The sequence below is a fragment of the Sporosarcina sp. So3-204 genome, assembly GCF_058068165.1.
Window position 1 is genome coordinate 2,517,732 of the sequence record NZ_CM176485.1, and the last position, 18,022, is coordinate 2,535,753.

The window sequence follows — 18,022 nt, forward strand, 5'->3', positions numbered from 1 at the left end:
TAACTGGTTCAATCTAACTTTATAGATCAAGTCGATATGATTTTACTACTACTTCCCCTGTACCAAAGTCTTTCGTTGTATCACGTTTAAAGCCGAACCACTCATACAATTTAATCGCTTTTCGCATTGAGTCAGTTGTGTGCAAATAAATAGCTGTTGCTTGAATTGATTTCGAATAAGCAATTGCACTCCTTAACAACTCTTGTGCTACACCAAGACCTCTAGCATTCGGTCGAACGGCAAGAAGACGTATAATCGGTGAAGTAATCCCTAACTCTGGTTTATTATAGGCTTTAAGAGATGACTCAAATAATTGCAAACTACCAAGTATCTTTAAATCACTTTTGGCAACTAGGATCTTATCAACATTTGGGTTATCTACAGAAAAAGTAATATCTTTCAAGTATGATTCCCACATTGTAGGATCTTTATGGTCATATTCATATTGCAGATAACTTTCAACTAATAGCTGCCTAACTTCTTCCTTATCATTCTCTTTTATATCTTCGATTATTAATTTACTTGTCATTATTCTATTCCTCCAAACTTAACATATCAATTTACTAGGTATTATAATTAAAAAATATAACCTAGGAGCTATCTAAATCTTTCAATAATACTCTCCGGTACTTTTTTAAATAACAGAAATCCTCCTAGTGCTTTTCCTACTCCTAAATCAACTCTTTCAGGTGCAAGAGTTGATAATACTTGAAAGTTTTCAGCAACTTTATAAGGACTGTAATGTTGCAACATTACTCCGCCTGAACCAATCCGTATCGAATTCGTTTTAGCGATTAAATGCGAAATCAATACTTATGGGGATTAAGCTGCTATTTGGGCCAAGTGAATCGTATGTTGAAATCCGTAGTTTGCAGAAGTACCAGGAAAAACTGAACTCTGATCGAGTATACCAAGCTTATAGCTCATTCATTTCTCTCCTTCCTTTTATTAATTATACATATCAGTTAACTCGGATTTAAGCATAAAAAAAAGCTTCAATTTAGAAGAGGTTTGAATTGTCTTCCTCTTATCTTTCAAATCCATTCAAATCTGTAGGAAGTAGCACCTTTTCATATAGATCATCTACTGGTTGTCGGGTTTAATTTGACCTATTCCCTCCACCACTCTAAATAAGAGTCTATTAAATTTTAAAAGTACAATTATTTATTTCTTCTGTTGATTAGAAGCTATCATACTACATAAAAAAGTGAATTGTCAACTTCTTTTAAAGAAAACTAGTTATTCTTCAAACTGTGATTTTTTAATAGCAGGCGTTATTACCTACTTAAAATTTACTGTCATCTTTATCTAATCGCATTACTATTTTTTCCATCAAAGTGTTCAGCTTTTCAATATCGGGACTTGTAGTATTATTTGCTCTTTGCTCTTTTTTCAAATCGTCTATTTGGTTTTGTAAATTAGTAAGTTGTTGTTGCTGTTGTGCATCTTCAATTCGCCCTTCTTCTATTGCAATTGCGCCGCCTATCGTTTGTAATGCGTCACCGAATGTAGATATGGCTGAACCCCAAAGTGCAAGAATAACTCCCCTATCTTTAGAGCTATTATTATTTCGGTTCTCATTTTCATTATATTGTGATGGTTGAAACAAGTTCCTCACACCTCCACCATGTTATTATTTAATTCTTTTTAGCTTTCACTGTAATATATGTTATGGATGGGCTTTTAGGAACTATATCAAGCCAATTAATCCATCGCGATCAGCGTATATACCGTTGACAATTTAGGTTTTCTTGAAACTGAAAAAGAGTTGTGCGTCAATAGTAGACGCACAACTTTTTTATGTAGAAATATTTATTTACCAAAGTATTGGTTTCTGAACCATAAGCCAGAGCATAATGATCATAAGACCAATATAAAGCCAGGACGTTCTATTTAACCGGTCGAGTAGTTCACTTTTACGGCTACCTGGTGCGTTCAACACCCGTAAAACTCTTGTAAAGCCTGTTGCTAAGAATACAGCAGAAATACCCATAACAGCAACTGTCAATACAACCCATGACGTAAACCATGGCCATGGTCCATTAAGAATTAAAAGAACACCAGTAACCACAAGCACATGACCTGCATGCATAACAAGACGAATGATGACATTAATAATACCTAAGTACGCCTTTTCAATATCCATTCCAACACCGCGTAAACGCTTGATAATTGGCATTAAAATAAATAATGGACCTATGGACAGAACAGCACTTACAATATGCATAAAAACAAGCACATTATAGAAGTCAAAATTCATTTAGAACATCACTTCTGTGCCGAACTAAATTCATGCACCCATACTTTCATCGTAGGAAGCCATGGCATACCCTCATGCATAGACAAGATCATGTTTTTATAATCGGACATATCTGCATAACCCTCTTGTTTTGCATGTTCGTCTGTCATCTCACCAAGAGTTTGTCTATATAAAGAATTCACTGTAAATTCTTTACCATCAAGAACCATTACTTCTCCAGGATATGCATAAACGCCATTACGACGAGTAGCCGTTTTTTCTCCATTTAGTACTTTTTTCACATCTTCTTCAACTGTCACTAGTAATTCTACAGAACAAGTTTTTTTAGGTAATTCCTTATTATTTTCATTAGTCATTTGAATCCCTCACTTCTATTTATAACTACATCCTTAATATTATCTTTTTCTACAAGCTTTTGCCAGAACTTTGATTATTAGACAAAAACAAAAGACTATCTCAACCAAAATTTGGCGGATAGCCTTTTGTATATTGTCATTGAAGAATCAGATTTAAAAACTTACGAGTGCGCTCTTCTTTTGGATTAGTAAAAAGAATGCTAGGTTTATTTCTTTCAATAATTTTCCCTTGATCCATAAACACAACAGTATCCGCTGCTTCACGGGCAAAACGCATCTCATGGGTTACGACAACCATTGTCATCCCTTCATCTGCCAAATCCTTCATTACTTGAAGTACTTCACCTACAAGTTCAGGATCTAATGCTGATGTCGGTTCATCGAACAACATGACCTGCGGCTCTATCGCCAACGCTCTTGCAATACCAACACGTTGTTGTTGCCCACCAGATAATTGGAATGGGTAAAAATCAAGCTTGTCACCTAAACCTACTTTTTCTAATAACTGTTTCGCATTTTTTCTTGCACTATCTTTTGATAGCTTCTTTACAATAACAGGACCTTCCATCACATTTTCAAGTGCAGTCTTGTGAGGAAATAAATTGTAATTTTGAAATACCATACCTGATTGTTTTCTAATTAAATCTATTTCTTTTCTTGAAACCTTGCTAGAAAAATCAGTACTTTGTTCATTTATCTTAATTTTACCCGATGTTGGTATTTCTAAAATATTTAAACATCTAAGAAGTGTCGTTTTTCCTGAACCCGATGGTCCGATGACAACTACGACTTCTCCTTTATTTACTTCTAAGTCAATTCCTCGCAAAACTTCTAGTTCGCCAAAGTTTTTAGTTAATCCTTGAATTGAAATCATTGTGTTCTCCCTCATAAATCATTTTCATCTAGTTACATAACGATCTAATCGATTTTCAATTCTTCCCTGAAATAATGAAAGTATGAAACAAATAGCCCAATAGATAAATCCGACCTCAATGTATAAAAGTAAAAACTCATAATTTGAAGCAGCTATTTCTTGTGCTCTTCTAAACATTTCTGTCACTAAAATTAACGATGCTAAAGAAGTGTCTTTAACTAGGCTAATAAATGAATTCGATAAAGGTGGTATTGATACTCTTGCTGCCTGAGGCAATACAATTCTTCGTAACGTTTGTGCATAACCCATACCTATCGTTTGTGCCGCTTCCCATTGACCTTTTGGTATCGATAATATTGCCGCACGAATAATTTCAGAAGCATATGCACCTACGTTTAATGAAAAACCAATCACAGCCGCTGGAAATGGATCAATAATTATTCCCACTGTCGGTAATCCGTAAAACAATATAAATAACTGAACGAGTAATGGCGTCCCACGTATTGCAGAAACATATATGCCCGCTACAATTTTTAATGGCTTACTTGTTGAAATTCGAGCTAAGGCAGTAAATATAGCTATAATCAATCCTAATGTAAAGGCGATTAAAGTTAGCGGTATCGTATATTTAATAGCTCCCTCAAGTAAAGGTAATAGTGATGACGTACCAATGTCAGTCAACCTTTGAATACGTTCTGAATCACCAAAAATATTATTTAAGAACATCTTTACCAAACCACTTCTCAGAAAGCTCCAAGTGCGTTCCATCCTCAATCATGTCACCTAATGCTTTATTTACCGCTTCAACCAAAGTGTCGCTATCTTGCCTAAATAATAGTCCTATTTTAACTTCATCATCATAAGTTGCTACAATTTTCAAAGGCGCATCTGGCTTATGTTTCAAGAAATCTAAAACTGATAAATTATCATTAATTGTAACATCCGCACGTTTTGAACTAATCAATTCTACTGTTTGAACAAATCCTTCAACTCCTATTACTTCAGCACCGTACTTTTCAGCAGTTGCCCTGTGATTACTCGTTAAGGTTTGCGCTGCTTTTAAACCTTTAATATCATCAAAGCTGTCAATCTCATTATTATCTTTTTGTGCAACTAAAACACCGACTGATATATTATAGTGATCAGAGAAATTATACTTTTCAAGACGTTCATCATTAATACCTACTTGATTCGCTACCATATCAAATCGTTTTGAATCTAATCCCGCAAACATAGCGTCCCACTGCGTTTCCAAAAATACTGGTTTGACACCTAATCTTTTAGCTACTTCTGTTGCCATTTCAACATCAAAACCTGTAAGTTGCCCCTTATCATCATGAAATGTAAATGGCGGATAAACACCCTCCGTACCAATGACTAATTCGCCTTTTTCCTGAATTTGAGCTAATAAATCTTTGGGTGTATCTGTAGAATTTTCGCTTTTTTTAGGTTCCTTATTATCAGCGCTATCTTTCTTTTCGTTCCCACATGCTGCTAATAAAATAACTGTACTTAATAATAGTAAAAATAGTAATCTAAATTTCTTCAATAATAACCGCCCCTTTAATCCTTATATGTATACTTGGTATTAATAGCTTACTACAAATTATTCTAACCGTCAAAGATTTTTTATCAAGTTAAATTATGGCAAACAAAAAGGAGACCAAGTCAAGCTAGTAAAACACTCTTTGGTCTCCATAATATAGTCTATTTCTTTATCCTTTAATCTGTTTTAATAAATTTGCCATTTCAATAGCGGAACTCCCTGCGTCCCAACCTTTATTTCCTGCTTTAGTACCTGCACGCTCAATTGCTTGTTCAATTGTATCTGTCGTTAGTACGCCGAAAATAACCGGGATTCCCTCTTGCATGTTTATCGCTGAAACACCTTTTGCGACTTCACTACATACATAGTCAAAATGGGGTGTAGCACCACGAATAACTGTTCCAAGCGTAATAATTGCATCGTAATTCCCGCTTGCAGCCATCTTTTTTGCAACGAGTGGAATTTCATAAGCACCTGGTACCCAAGCAACATCCACATCTTCGTTATCAACGCCATGACGTCGTAGTGCGTCTTCAGCCCCACCTAAAAGTTTCCCTGTAATAAACTCATTAAATCTTGCAACAACGATTCCTATCTTTAACCCTGTACCAACTAAATGTCCTTCATAAATTGTACCCATTTAAATTCCCCCTCAATTATGTAACAAGTGTCCAAGTTTGTTTTTCTTCGTTTCCATATAATTCAAATTTTCTTTTTTCAAAGGCATTTCTATTTGTATACGCTTAGTAATTTCAAGGTCATGGCCTGCAAGTCCAGCTATTTTACGAGGATTATTCGTCAGCAAATGAATTGTTGTCAGACCAAGATCACGTAAAATTTGAGCACCAATTCCATAATCTCTTAAATCATCAGCAAATCCCAACTTCTCATTTGCTTCAACCGTATCATAGCCTTCTTCTTGAAGTTTATATGCTTTCATTTTATTAACTAGACCGATACCGCGTCCTTCTTGGCGCATATAAAGCATTACTCCTGTTCCGGCTTCCTCTATTTGCGCAAGCGCTGCATGAAGTTGTGGTCCGCAATCACATTTACTTGATCCGAAAACGTCACCCGTTAAACATTCAGAATGCACACGAACTAATACATTCTCCGCAATTTCAACATTGCCTTTAACCAAAGCAATATGTTCGCGGCCAGTCAATTTTTCAATATAGGTAACAGCAGTAAAGTCACCAAATTCTGTTGGTAAATTAACATCAACAACACGTTCGATTAGCATTTCTGTCGCGCGTCGGTATGCAATCAGATCTTTAATTGTCAAAACAACTAGGTCCAGCTTCTTTGCAAGTTCTAGCAACTGAGGATTTCTTGCCATTGTTCCATCATGATTTATAATTTCACAAATAACGCCAATTGGTTCACTTCCAGCAAGTCTTGCTAAATCGACTGCAGCTTCTGTATGTCCTGCACGTTTTAACACACCACCTGGTTTTGCTACTAAAGGAAAAATATGTCCCGGACGCTTAAAATTTGATGGACGGGCATCTTGCCCAAGCATGTTCAAGATTGTTCCAGATCTTTCAAAAGCAGAAATGCCAGTATGACAAGATTCATGATCCACGCTTATGGTGAAGGCGGTACCATATGCATCACTGTTGTTTGCCGTCATTAAGTTTAAGTCTAACTGTGTAGCTTTTTCCTCTTCAATTGGAACACAGATTAAACCACGTCCTTCAGTCGCCATGAAATTAATCACTTCAGCGGTCGCAAACTCTCCTAGTGCAACAAAGTCACCTTCATTTTCACGGTCTTCATCATCTACAACAATGATAACTTTACCTTTTTTTAATTCTTCTAGTGCTTTTTCTACTGTTGCATACAATTCGTTCACCCCTTAATCTAGAAAACCATTTGCTAAAAGCTTATCCATCGTTAGCCCACTACTTGCGTGAACTTCCTTTTTCGTAAGTAGTTGTTCGATATATTTCGCAAGCATATCGCATTCAATATTTACTTTATCGCCAATTCTTTTACGACCAATTACTGAATCTTCTTGCGTGACAGGAATTAAAGAAATAATAAAACCCATTTTCGTAACACCAAACACCGTAAGTGATGTGCCATCTACAGTGACTGATCCTTTAGGAATGAAATAATTCAGTAGTTCAGGTGCAATACTAATTTCCATATAAACGGCGTTTTCTATTTTACGAACAGTAATGATTTCACCTGTTCCATCAACGTGACCACTTACAAAATGACCACCAAAACGTCCATTTGCCGCCATAGCACGCTCTAAATTAACGACACTGCCTGAACGAAGTGCTTGTAGTGTTGTTGCTTTCACCGTTTCAGGCATGACATCAGCAGTAAAATGACTCTTCGAAAAGGTCGATACTGTGAGACAAACACCATTAACTGCAATGCTATCTCCTTTATTTACATCTTCTATAACTTTCTCACATTTAATTACTAGTTGAAGTGAAGTAGCGCCAGGGGTAACGGATGAAACCGTTCCAATTTCTTCCACAATTCCAGTGAACATCTTCGCTATTCCTCCTTCAAAAATTTAGCATGCAACCTAATATCTTCACCAATTTTCTTCACATCTATGAACGCTAAGGTTTCACTTTCCGACATGACATTTCTCGAGTTATCGGCAAATAAAGTAGAGCCGTTTCCTATTAACTTAGGTGCCATGTACAAATAAAGCTCATCTGCAAGACCAGCATCGATGAAACTCGAATGTACCTGACTTCCGCCCTCTACAAATAAAGTCATAATTCCTTTATTTGCAAGACGTTTTAATACTTCTTCTAAAAAGTTTATTTCCTCAGGTATCGACTCAATTGTAACAAATGGATATGCTGAAAAAACCGTTTCCGAACGCTCGGAATCGAGTGTGAATATAATTGTTTCAACTGCACAATCTGTTACAACATTTGCTGTTTTTGGCGTCCTAAGATGCCTGTCTAAAATAATACGTATTGGATTCTTTCCACCATGGGGCAAACGGGTGGTGAGGAAAGGATTATCGTGAAGTACGGTTTCTACGCCTACCAAAATAGCATCGTGGGTATGGCGGAGGTGATGGACATCGGTTCGTGAATCTGCCGAAGTAATCCATTTGCTGTCCCCAGTTTGCGTTGAAAGACGACCGTCAAGTGTCGCGGCTGCTTTCAAGGTAACGTATGGTTGACCGTATTTGACAAAATGAAAAAATGCTCGATTTATATGCTCTGCCTCTTCTTGTAGAATACCGATTTCTACTTCAATTCCGGCATTTTTAAGCAATTCAATTCCTCTTCCATTGACTGACGGAAACGGATCGATGGATGCGATGAAAACACGACGAATCCCACTAGAGATGATTAATTTTGCACAAGGTGGTGTTTTACCAGTGTGTGCACAAGGTTCTAACGTAACGTAAAGATCTGCACCAACTGATGCTTCTCCTGCCATTGTTAACGCATGTACCTCTGCGTGGGGTGTTCCTGCTTTCAAATGCGCACCTGTCCCAAGAATCTGACCATCTATCACACAAACAGCGCCGACAAGTGGATTTGGTGACGTTTGTCCTTCTGCGCTTCGTGCTAGGTCGAGAGCAAGTTTCATATAAAATTTATGATCCATAAAAATCCCCCCTTTCTAATATTAAGAAAAGAGCAGAACGGATCGAACATAGTAATTGTCTCAAACAACTTCTCCCATCCAGACTTTAACTGTCGGTACTGGAATTTCACCAGTTCAGCCATCTTCCGAAGAAGACAGGTCACGGACTAACGAGTGAACCACTCGATTACCGCCGGTAAGGAATTTCACCTTGCCCCGAAGTGTTTGTTAACAAGAACTAATGCTAATTTATCACACTACATTATTAAAATCAAAAATATTTTTGTTTTTTTGACAGATTCGCTGTATTAAGACAAACTAGAGTTATATCTTTTTAAAAATTATAACGAAATTTAATCCATAATTAACAGTATGCATACAATAATTTAGATTCATAGGAGTGTTTACATGTATAGCCAAATTATATCACCAAAAGAACGACTCTCAAAAGACGTTGTAAAAGTTTGGGTGATTCGTGAGTCAATTACCCATTTAACCGGATTTATTATTCTTGCTGTATTACTTTTTGTAGTTCATTACTTCTCATGGAATATTTGGGTTGGTAGAATTCTCATTGGAATTTCTATCTTGACGTTGTTGTCAGCTGTGTGGTCGGTAGTAATTGAGCCTTATTTAAGTTACAAACACTGGCGTTATGGGGTTGATTCGGAGTTTTTACAATTAAAGTCTGGGGCATTCAATGAAGTACATCAACTTGTCCCTATGACCAAAATACAGTCTGTTGCAACTAACCAAGGCCCACTTCTGCGGAAATATGGGCTCTATTCAATATCTATCGAAACGATGGGATCATCACATGGAATACCCGCCCTTCCTGAAAAAGTTGCATTAGAACTAAGAAATCAAATTGCTCATTTTGCAAAAATAAAGGAAGTGGAATAATGCATGACATTAAACGCTTTAATCCACTTCTAATGCTTTTTGACCTTTGGAATCTAATTAAAAATATTTTTTTCGCCTTCTTATTACTGTTTGTCTTTAAAAACGGATCTGATTCAACTTTTATTAAATATGGCAGATTAGCATTCTTTCTATTTGTTACAATATCTATTATTTGGATTATTTTAAAATGGTTTACACTAAAGTATAAATTGGATGACACTTCGTTTCATTTAAACAAAGGCATTTTTTCTAAATCTCAACGGACAATTCCTTTTTCAAAAGTTCAAAACGTTCAACGTAGAACGACATTTCTTCACAAGTTATTCAAAGTTACGTCTATTAAATTTGAAACTGGTATGACAGGTATAGATTCTTCAGTTTTTTTTGAAGTAGTAACAAAAAATGAAGCCGATCAAATCGAATCACAAGTTAAAAATCCTGAACTTAATGAATCCCTTGAAATCGAAAGTGATGAAATGGATGATTCTTCGGAAAAAATAGTAGAAGATAGACTTATTCACTTTACACCGACTAAAATGGATATCATAAAAGCATCATTTACTTCACTAAGTTTCCTATTTCTTATTCCTTTAATCGCTTCTCTTTTCTTTAAAATTAATCAATTTTTTAATATCGAAGATAAAGCTGAAGGAGTTATTGAGAAGATACTCAGTTCTGGGTGGTTTATCGCAATCGTCGTTATTTTCTTATTTATCATTTCTATGGGATTTGGAATCGTTCGTGCTTTCCTAAAATACGGTAAGTACGAAATCTCTTCAGATAATTTAAGTATCTATATTACAAAAGGTGTTTTAGATGAATCCGCATTTAAAATTAAGAAAGACCGTGTACAAGCCATAGAGATTACACAATCCACAATGAAACGGATACTTGGTCTTGTTGAAATCAAATTAATCAGCGTTGGAAGCGTTGGAGAATTATCACTTGATACTAATTCACTTTATCCTTTTCTGCCTGTTAAACGGGCCTATGAGATGATACATGAACTATTGCCGTCATATGAAGTTACGCAAATGATGAATCGACTTCCGAAAAAGTCATTCTGGGTACGTTTATTAAAACCTAGTTGGTTTTGGGTTATCGTAACCGCAGTACTCATCTATTTTAAACCAACATTATTAAATACTGAACAGGCTTGGTGGATTTTATCTGCAGCACTTTTACTTCTTATTATCAGCTCGCGAATAGCTGATTACGTAAACACACGCTATGTTTTAAATGGGAAATTCATTCAATTTAAAACAGGTATTCTTGAGACATCTACTTTCATTTCAAGAAGAGATAAAATCGTTGAAATTAGCGTTTCAAGAAATAAATTCCAACAAATACTAGGACTCGCATCCATCGAGACGATTAACCAGGCAAAACCAGTTCATCATGCCAGTATAAGTGATATTCCACATGAAATGGCTGTTGAATTTTATACTTGGTATTATGGACGAATGGATGATGTGAATATTGAATAAAACGCACAGACATTTTTATGTCTGTGCGTTTTCCAATTTGCGAATAGAAATATTTATGGATTTCTATTATGAGAAACCCATTTTACACATATAAAATAAGGCGAATTGCTCCATACTTTTAATTACGCTTCTACGGCAAATACTTGTGCCCACTCATCTTTCTTCGCGAGCATTTCTTTTGCGAGCTCTTTCGCACCTTCTAAGCTATGACTCTCTGCCCAACCACATTGAAAAATGTTACACGCTGGTACTTCTGTTGCGAGCAATACATCATTCAATGTATTTTCTAAAATCGTTAATATTTCATCATAATTCTCATGATTAATTACAGATAAATAAAAACCAGTTTGACATCCCATAGGACTGATATCTACTATGTTGTCTGAATAGTTTCGAATTGTTTCCGCCATAATATGCTCTATTGAATGAAGTGCAGGCATTTCTATAAATTCCTTGTTCGGCTGTTTAAAACGAAGATCATATTTGTAAACTTCATCACCATTCGCCCCTTGAATCTGGCCCGCTAAACGCACGTAAGGTGCAGCTACTTTCGTATGATCCAAGTTAAAGCTTTCAACATTCATTTCCTTCATCGAAATCTCTCCTTTTTCTCTATTTTCCAAGTAACCTATTACAGCATCACATAATCCAACCTAACCAATAGGGATTGAATATTTTAATATTATCACATTTCTCAGTAGATTACAATTTCTTCCCAAACATATGAAAAGCCTCCACAACGAATTGAAAAGTTGTGGAGGCACTATTAATTATTCCGATACAATAATTTCATGTATTTCGTGTTCATGTAAGTCTTGGTCATCTTGAACATGAACTTGAATATTAAAATTCCCTGCTTTTTCAAATATATAATTCGCAGTGTATTCGCCCGCTTTAGGCTGTTCTACATCTATCCAATCATGCTTCCCCTCTTCGTCAGCATTCCAAATTTCATAACGTACTTTAGCCGTCTCAAATGCCTTACCGTCAAGTTCTAAATGTACCATTAGTTCATTTTCCGCATTAATTATTACTTCTTCAGGCTTCATGAAATGCATCGAAAAACCATCCGCATGATGACCGTTTTCGTTACCTTCTTCCGCTTCAGCTTCTTCATAATTGCCACCGTCTCCAACCGTTGCAATTACTATTGGCATTGTATGCTGAGCTCTTGCATCTACATGTGACTGAATATTAAAGGTACCATCATGGTCAAATGTTGTTTCTGCAGAATATATTCCACCTTTTTTATTTTTGGATTCAATCGTGATACTTTCGTCCTTTTTACCTTCTTCCCATATTTCAAACGCTACTTTATCAGCATCCTCAACTTTTTCATCACCATAAGTAACAAGGACTTCTATATCTACTTTTTCACCAATAGCTACTTTTTCTGTCGCTGTTAAAGCAGCTTCAATCGCATGGACTTCAACTTCTTCAATTACATCGTCTTCCTCACCTTTATTTCCGCAAGCAGAGAGTACACCCATTATCACTATTAGTAAAGACAACCATAAAAACTTTTTCAATTTACTTCCTCCTCTTTCTAAATACTTACCTATAAACGTTAAGTTCAGTATAATTATAAGAGACAATCACGAACTATTTGTGAAGTCCTTGTAAATTGTTTTTTCACAAGAACTTCATATATTTACTCTAAAGTTAGTACATCAATCAATTTCATAATTGGGTTTTATTGCTACTCCACCACAATATATAGTTGAGTTGAAGCGTTCTCAAACTATATATTGCGTCGTTGTAGCAGATTAAGATCATTATGAAATTGATTCACTTAGTAAAAAACTATTACTTAATGAAATGAGGCATATTAATGAAAGGCTACACAATCATGATTATAGATGATGAAAGTCAAATGAGAGAGCTTGTTCGAAAGTTTTTAGAAACAGAAGGATATAATGTCATAGATGCCATTGATGGTGTTCATGCCCTTTCTTTAATAGAGAAAACGTCGCCAGATCTCTTCATTGTTGATGTAATGATGCCCTATATGGATGGTTTTACATTTGCCCATGAAGTTCAACAAAATTATAAAATCCCACTTATCTTTTTATCAGCTAAAGGCGATGAATGGGATAAAGTGAATGGATTAAAACTTGGTGGAGATGATTATATTGTAAAGCCTTTTCTTCCCGCCGAACTTTTAGCCCGTGTTGAATCTGTACTTAGACGTACTTATCAGAATTTACAACCCCTTGAATTATTAAAAGCTGGTCCTATTATTATTGATATAGAGTCACATACAACAACGATTAATAATGTGACTTTGTCATTAACATTAAAAGAATTTGGTCTACTTCAATTACTTGTTAAAAACAGGGGTCGTGCTTTCTCCAGAGAACAACTACTACAATTCGTATGGGGAGAACATCATAATAGCAGTGAGCGAACTGTAGATACCCACGTTAAAACATTAAGGTTGAAAATGGGTAGTTACGGTGTTTTGATTGAAACCGTTTGGGGAGTCGGATACAAATTCGAGGTGTAAAATTGAAAAAGACAAAACTAACATTGAGTAAGAAAGTTTTTTTACTACTACTATCAAGTATTGGATTTACTATACTTTTTTCTTTTTTCTTCATCCATTATCTATACTCCGCTTTGTATCTATCAAGTATTGAAGAATCTGTCATTTACCAAGGGAAGCGAACAGCTTCAAATTACCATTATGGTGAACTAAGTGATGAAATTATCGAGAAAATTCAGTGGTACAATATTATATCTGAATATGAAGTTATAGTGGTTGATGATTTGGATAAATTATCATCTCATTTTCCGTATAAAGTTAATTATGAAACACTTATTGACCCTAGTGACCAGGCAGATTTGGAAGAAGGAAAGTATGTTGTTAAGGAGGGGTTTGTAGAAGAGTTAGATCGTGAAATCATAGGAGCCATTTTTCCGATTAAAGGTGAGTCTGGATTAATTGGATTTATATATATTTATGTTCCGTTGACAGCGATTCAAGATGTATTCAGGGATAGCATACCTATACTTTTAGTAATCGGTGCATTGTTTTTTTGCATTCTTTTTCTAGTAATCAGTAGATTTTGGAAATCATTATTCAATCCACTTAAACGTCTTCAACAACAGGCTGTTGAAGTGTCACAAGGGGATTATTCGAGTCGCCTTCAAATTGACCGTGATGACGAAATAGGCCAATTAACTGAAGCTTTTAATATGATGAGTCTTTCTTTGGAAAAACAAGAAGAACGAAAAAAAGAATTTACTTCCAATGTTGTGCATGAGCTGCGGACCCCGCTTACCTATATTAGCGGATATACCCATGCACTGAAGCAGAAAATTTATACATCACCAGAAGAGGCTGAAAGTTATTTAACTACAATAGAAAAAGAAACTGAACGTCTAAATAAATTAATAAATGACTTGGTTGAATTGAATCATCTACAGGAAAACATGTACTCGATTGACAATCAACCAATTGCTATCGCACAAGTTCTTTTTGATACTATAGATTTATTTACAATTCGTAGTACTGAAAAAAATATTAAGTTAGAAATTGATATCCAAGAAGATCTCATTATTGTTGGTGACGAACAAAGAATCCAACAAGTTTTTTATAATGTTGTAGACAATGCCATTAAATATTCTGTATCTAATGGAACAATAAATATCAAGCTAACTAAGCACCAAGATTTCGTACAATTTCAAGTAAAAAACCAAGGTGTAACAATAGATAAAGAAGATATCGAACGCATAGGAGAGCGCTTTTTCCGTACCGATAAAGCTAGGAATAGAACGACAGGCGGTACAGGTTTAGGACTTTCCATCGTAAAAGAAATTGTTCGCTTACATGATGGAACATTTTCCATTAGCAGCAATATATCTACAGGAACAACTATAACGATAAATTTAAACGCACTAAAGGAAGAGGTGTGAAATGAAAAAAACACAATATATCATTATTTTCTTTTCTTGTTTACTCCTTCTTTCAGCATGTAGTGAAAAACAAAATAATAAACCGCCCATTAAACATTTTTCTTATACGGATCTAGACGGTAAAAAGTTTGGAACGGATGAACTACAAGGATCTATTTGGATTGCAGACTTCATTTTCACAAACTGCACAACAGTATGCCATCCGATGACTGCCGAAATGGCATCCTTACAAGAATTGTTTAATAAGAAAAACATAAATGTAGAATTTGTCTCTTTCTCAGTTGACCCACAGTTTGATACACCAGGTATCCTAAAAAACTATGCCTTAGATTTTACTAACGACTTTTCAAACTGGCATATGCTTACAGGTTACTCACAAGATGATATCGAGGTTTTTGCTAGAGAACAATTTCAAACGATTGTTCAGAAACCGTCTACATCTACACAAGTTATTCACGGGACAAACTTTTACTTAATTGATCAACAAGGCACTTTAGTAAATGAATACAATTATGTAGATGCAACTTTTGTAGACGATATGCTTAAAGATATAAAAAAGTTAAAGTAATTAAATATGAAGGTTAAATTAGCGAAAAGAATACAAAAAAACACACAACCCACTGAAAATGGTTGTGTGTTCACAAAAATATTTTTATCTAATTTGTCCTGTTCCTTGGATAATGAATTTACTTGATGTGAGTGCTTGCAAACCCATTGGACCCCTCGCATGAAGCTTTTGAGTACTAATGCCAATTTCTGCACCGTAACCAAATTCAAATCCATCTGTAAATCGTGTAGAAGCATTGTGATAAACTGCAGCCGCATCTACAATATTGAAAAAGAGTGCAGCATTTTCTTCGTTTTTAGTAATAATCGCTTCAGAATGTCCTGTTCCATATTTATTAATATGCGCAATAGCCTCTTCTACGCTTCCTACAACTTTAATGCTGATTGAAAGACCTAAGTATTCAGTATACCAATCTTCTTCAGTTGCATTTTTAACTAATTTAGACGTATTACTCACCGTCTCATCACCAAAAATCTCGACTTTGTTTTCTTCAAGCACTTTCAACAACTCTTCACCGTGTGCAGCAAACCACTTTTCATGGACCAAAATTGATTCAATTGCATTACACACAGATGGGCGCTGTATTTTTGCATTCAACACAATCGCCAATGCCATTTCCAAGTCCGCTGTCTCATCAATAAATACATGACAATTTCCTGCGCCAGTTTGTATAACCGGTACAGTCGATTCACGAATAACCATGTCAATCAGATTCTTTCCGCCTCTAGGTATTAACACATCTAAATACGCATTCAACGTAAACAATTCTTTCGCTGTTTCGCGACTCGTATCTTCAATTAATTGAACCGCATCTACTGGAATTGAACTCTTTTCAAGTGCTTTTTGGATTGAATTCGCAAGAACCATATTTGAATATTGTGCAGATGAACTTCCTCTTAAAATAGATGCATTTCCTGTTTTCAATGAAAGCGTCGCTGCATCAACAGTGACATTCGGACGAGCCTCATAAATCATACCTATAACGCCAATCGGTACTCGTTTTTTATTCATCAAAAGTCCATTTTCTTTTGTAATCGATTCAATTATTTCACCTACTGGATCTTTTAATTCGACAAGTTGTTTAATCGCATCAGACATCGCTTGAATCCGTTCCTTGTTCAGCATAATACGGTCTAGTACTTCTTCAGGTAAACCATTTTCTTTCCCACTTTTTAAATCCTTTTTGTTTTCGACTAAAATAATTGCTTCATCCAATAATAATTGTTCAGCTATTAGAGTCAACGCTGCATTTTTTTCTTCAGTCGAGGCACTCACAAGTATCGAGCTAACCGCTTTTGCCTTTTGACCTTTTAATTGAATTTCACTTAAAGTCTTTACTTGTTCCATCTTTTTTTCCTCCTAATGTTAAATTGCAACCCACTTATCACGATGAATGACCTCAACTGGAGAAGTACTTGCTCGCTTCTTTCGTTCTTCACTACTTTTCCCCATTACTTTTTGTAAATCAATGGAAGAATAAGTCACTTCGCCTTTACCTATTATGCCGTTCATACCGACAACTTCAACAATATCACCCTTATTAAAGTTCCCTGTAACTTTAAAAATTCCAGCTGGTAATAAGTTTCTACTTTTAAATAGGATGGCTTCTTCTGCACCTTTATCAACATATAATTTCCCTACTGCCTCAGAATGAATTGCAATCCACTGTTGACTAATATTAATTAGGTTTCTATTTTTGGCTGAAATATACGTGCCGTCCCCGTTGCCTTTAATAATTTCAAGTAATTTATCAACACCGGTGCCAGATCCAATAAAGATTGGTACGCCAATAGATAGCGCCGTTTTAGCTGCAAGTAGTTTTGATTTCATGCCACCTGTTCCAACTTTAGAGCCTGACTCGTCTGCAAATTTCAACATTTCATCACTGATGTCTTCTAGTACATCAATCTTTTTTGCTGTTTTATAGACATGTGGATTAGCATCGTAAAGACCATTAATATCAGTTAATATTATCAATTGATCCGCATGTATAAATCCACTTACAAGTGCTGATAACATATCATTATCGCCAAACGTTAACTCTCTTACGGAAACTGTATCATTTTCATTAATTACAGGTAGAATTCTTCGTTCTAATAACTCCATTATCGTATCATATGCGTTCTTAAATCGTTCTCTATTTGCGAAATCATCTCTCGTCAATAGAATTTGCGCAGGGATAATATCAAACTCTCCAAATTTATCAATATAGGATTGAATAAGTAAGCTTTGACCTACTGCAGCAGCAGCTTGTCTGCCTTTCAAAGTAATTGGTCTAGAAGAATAGCCCAACCTTGCAAAACCAGCTGCAACAGCTCCAGAAGATACTAATAAAACTTCATGTCCAGCTTGACGAAGCGCAGCTAGCGCCTGAACATGGTCATTAAATTTTTCCTGGTCGATTTCACCTCGGTCATCCGTTAATGAACTGCTTCCAATTTTTACAACGATGCGCTTTTTCCTCATATTTATCAGTTCTCCCATGCTTTTTCTTCTGTACATCTATTTAAAATCGTATTTTATATTTCATCTAT

20 protein-coding genes, 1 pseudogene and 2 riboswitches are annotated in these 18,022 nt (G+C 35.5%); of the genes and pseudogenes, 5 read left to right on the forward strand and 16 right to left on the reverse strand.

Annotation, left to right across the window (positions count from 1 at the left end):
- Positions 1 to 19: 19 nt before the first annotated feature.
- The 12 genes and pseudogenes from AC3RV6_RS12400 to ribD all read right to left on the reverse strand — a co-directional run bounded on the left by AC3RV6_RS12400 (position 20) and on the right by ribD (position 8,633).
- Entirely contained in the window at positions 20 to 529 is a 510-nt protein-coding gene (locus AC3RV6_RS12400; RefSeq protein ID WP_489746351.1) for a GNAT family N-acetyltransferase, read from the reverse strand.
- Between the two features lie 119 nt (positions 530 to 648).
- Positions 649 to 927: pseudogene (locus tag AC3RV6_RS12405) on the reverse strand (LLM class flavin-dependent oxidoreductase); the annotation flags it as partial.
- Positions 928 to 1,024: 97 nt separating this feature from the next.
- Positions 1,025 to 1,137, reverse strand: a riboswitch (SAM riboswitch).
- A 148-nt stretch (positions 1,138 to 1,285) separates the two neighbouring features.
- On the reverse strand, positions 1,286 to 1,609 hold the full coding sequence (locus AC3RV6_RS12410; protein WP_489746352.1) for a hypothetical protein: 324 nt from the start codon (positions 1,607 to 1,609) through the stop codon (positions 1,286 to 1,288).
- Between the two features lie 207 nt (positions 1,610 to 1,816).
- Complete coding sequence (locus AC3RV6_RS12415; RefSeq protein ID WP_489746353.1) at positions 1,817 to 2,260, reverse strand: hypothetical protein; 444 nt, start codon at positions 2,258 to 2,260, stop codon at positions 1,817 to 1,819.
- An 8-nt stretch (positions 2,261 to 2,268) separates the two neighbouring features.
- On the reverse strand, positions 2,269 to 2,616 hold the full coding sequence (locus AC3RV6_RS12420) for an ASCH domain-containing protein (protein WP_489746354.1): 348 nt from the start codon (positions 2,614 to 2,616) through the stop codon (positions 2,269 to 2,271).
- 136 nt (positions 2,617 to 2,752) lie between these two features.
- Entirely contained in the window at positions 2,753 to 3,490 is a 738-nt protein-coding gene (locus tag AC3RV6_RS12425; RefSeq protein ID WP_489746355.1) for an amino acid ABC transporter ATP-binding protein, read from the reverse strand.
- Between the two features lie 24 nt (positions 3,491 to 3,514).
- Positions 3,515 to 4,216, reverse strand: coding sequence for an amino acid ABC transporter permease (locus AC3RV6_RS12430; protein WP_489746356.1), 702 nt, complete (start codon positions 4,214 to 4,216; stop codon positions 3,515 to 3,517).
- Entirely contained in the window at positions 4,203 to 5,039 is an 837-nt protein-coding gene (locus AC3RV6_RS12435; protein WP_489746357.1) for an amino acid ABC transporter substrate-binding protein, read from the reverse strand. The genes AC3RV6_RS12430 and AC3RV6_RS12435 overlap by 14 nt, the downstream gene beginning before the upstream one ends.
- Positions 5,040 to 5,205: 166 nt before the next feature.
- A complete protein-coding gene (gene ribH / locus AC3RV6_RS12440) occupies positions 5,206 to 5,676 on the reverse strand; it encodes a 6,7-dimethyl-8-ribityllumazine synthase (protein ID WP_489746358.1) in 471 nt (156 codons plus the stop codon).
- A gap of 12 nt (positions 5,677 to 5,688) precedes the next feature.
- Positions 5,689 to 6,882 carry a bifunctional 3,4-dihydroxy-2-butanone-4-phosphate synthase/GTP cyclohydrolase II gene (locus tag AC3RV6_RS12445; protein ID WP_489746359.1) on the reverse strand — a complete coding sequence of 398 codons (1,194 nt, stop codon included), beginning with the start codon at positions 6,880 to 6,882 and terminating at the stop codon, positions 5,689 to 5,691.
- Positions 6,883 to 6,894: 12 nt separating this feature from the next.
- The gene (gene ribE, locus AC3RV6_RS12450; RefSeq protein ID WP_489746360.1) at positions 6,895 to 7,545 is read right to left on the reverse strand and encodes a riboflavin synthase; all 651 of its coding nucleotides are present in this window, start codon (positions 7,543 to 7,545) and stop codon (positions 6,895 to 6,897) included.
- A 5-nt stretch (positions 7,546 to 7,550) separates the two neighbouring features.
- On the reverse strand, positions 7,551 to 8,633 hold the full coding sequence (gene ribD / locus AC3RV6_RS12455) for a bifunctional diaminohydroxyphosphoribosylaminopyrimidine deaminase/5-amino-6-(5-phosphoribosylamino)uracil reductase RibD (protein WP_489746361.1): 1,083 nt from the start codon (positions 8,631 to 8,633) through the stop codon (positions 7,551 to 7,553).
- Between the two features lie 62 nt (positions 8,634 to 8,695).
- Positions 8,696 to 8,840: riboswitch (FMN riboswitch) on the reverse strand.
- 180 nt (positions 8,841 to 9,020) lie between these two features.
- On the opposite strand from ribD, the gene AC3RV6_RS12460 reads away from it, so the two are divergent.
- Positions 9,021 to 9,515 carry a PH domain-containing protein gene (locus tag AC3RV6_RS12460; protein ID WP_489746362.1) on the forward strand — a complete coding sequence of 165 codons (495 nt, stop codon included), beginning with the start codon at positions 9,021 to 9,023 and terminating at the stop codon, positions 9,513 to 9,515.
- Entirely contained in the window at positions 9,515 to 11,002 is a 1,488-nt protein-coding gene (locus tag AC3RV6_RS12465) for a PH domain-containing protein (protein WP_489746363.1), read from the forward strand. Before AC3RV6_RS12460 ends, AC3RV6_RS12465 begins: the two co-directional genes overlap by 1 nt.
- Before the next feature lie 122 nt (positions 11,003 to 11,124).
- Here the strand turns inward: AC3RV6_RS12465 and AC3RV6_RS12470 are convergent, their stop codons facing one another.
- Together AC3RV6_RS12470 and AC3RV6_RS12475 are read right to left on the reverse strand one after the other, a co-directional pair.
- Positions 11,125 to 11,595: an S-ribosylhomocysteine lyase gene (locus AC3RV6_RS12470; RefSeq protein ID WP_489746364.1), complete on the reverse strand. Its 471-nt coding sequence runs from the start codon at positions 11,593 to 11,595 to the stop codon at positions 11,125 to 11,127.
- A gap of 177 nt (positions 11,596 to 11,772) precedes the next feature.
- Positions 11,773 to 12,531 (reverse strand): FixH family protein, encoded by a 759-nt coding sequence (locus tag AC3RV6_RS12475; protein WP_489746365.1) that lies wholly within the window; start codon positions 12,529 to 12,531, stop codon positions 11,773 to 11,775.
- Between the two features lie 302 nt (positions 12,532 to 12,833).
- Here AC3RV6_RS12475 and AC3RV6_RS12480 point away from each other — a divergent pair, with 302 nt between their 5' ends.
- From AC3RV6_RS12480 to AC3RV6_RS12490, 3 genes are read left to right on the forward strand one after another with little or no spacing between them, the layout of a single operon-like run.
- The gene (locus tag AC3RV6_RS12480) at positions 12,834 to 13,508 is read left to right on the forward strand and encodes a response regulator transcription factor (protein ID WP_489746366.1); all 675 of its coding nucleotides are present in this window, start codon (positions 12,834 to 12,836) and stop codon (positions 13,506 to 13,508) included.
- Positions 13,509 to 13,510: 2 nt separating this feature from the next.
- Positions 13,511 to 14,920 carry a sensor histidine kinase gene (locus tag AC3RV6_RS12485; RefSeq protein WP_489746367.1) on the forward strand — a complete coding sequence of 470 codons (1,410 nt, stop codon included), beginning with the start codon at positions 13,511 to 13,513 and terminating at the stop codon, positions 14,918 to 14,920.
- A gap of 1 nt (position 14,921) precedes the next feature.
- The gene (locus AC3RV6_RS12490) at positions 14,922 to 15,488 is read left to right on the forward strand and encodes an SCO family protein (RefSeq protein WP_489746368.1); all 567 of its coding nucleotides are present in this window, start codon (positions 14,922 to 14,924) and stop codon (positions 15,486 to 15,488) included.
- An 84-nt stretch (positions 15,489 to 15,572) separates the two neighbouring features.
- Here AC3RV6_RS12490 and AC3RV6_RS12495 read toward each other — a convergent pair whose 3' ends face one another.
- Positions 15,573 to 16,835 carry a glutamate-5-semialdehyde dehydrogenase gene (locus AC3RV6_RS12495; RefSeq protein ID WP_489746369.1) on the reverse strand — a complete coding sequence of 421 codons (1,263 nt, stop codon included), beginning with the start codon at positions 16,833 to 16,835 and terminating at the stop codon, positions 15,573 to 15,575.
- A gap of 18 nt (positions 16,836 to 16,853) precedes the next feature.
- Positions 16,854 to 17,954, reverse strand: coding sequence for a glutamate 5-kinase (gene proB / locus AC3RV6_RS12500; RefSeq protein ID WP_489746370.1), 1,101 nt, complete (start codon positions 17,952 to 17,954; stop codon positions 16,854 to 16,856).
- Positions 17,955 to 18,022: the final 68 nt, after the last annotated feature.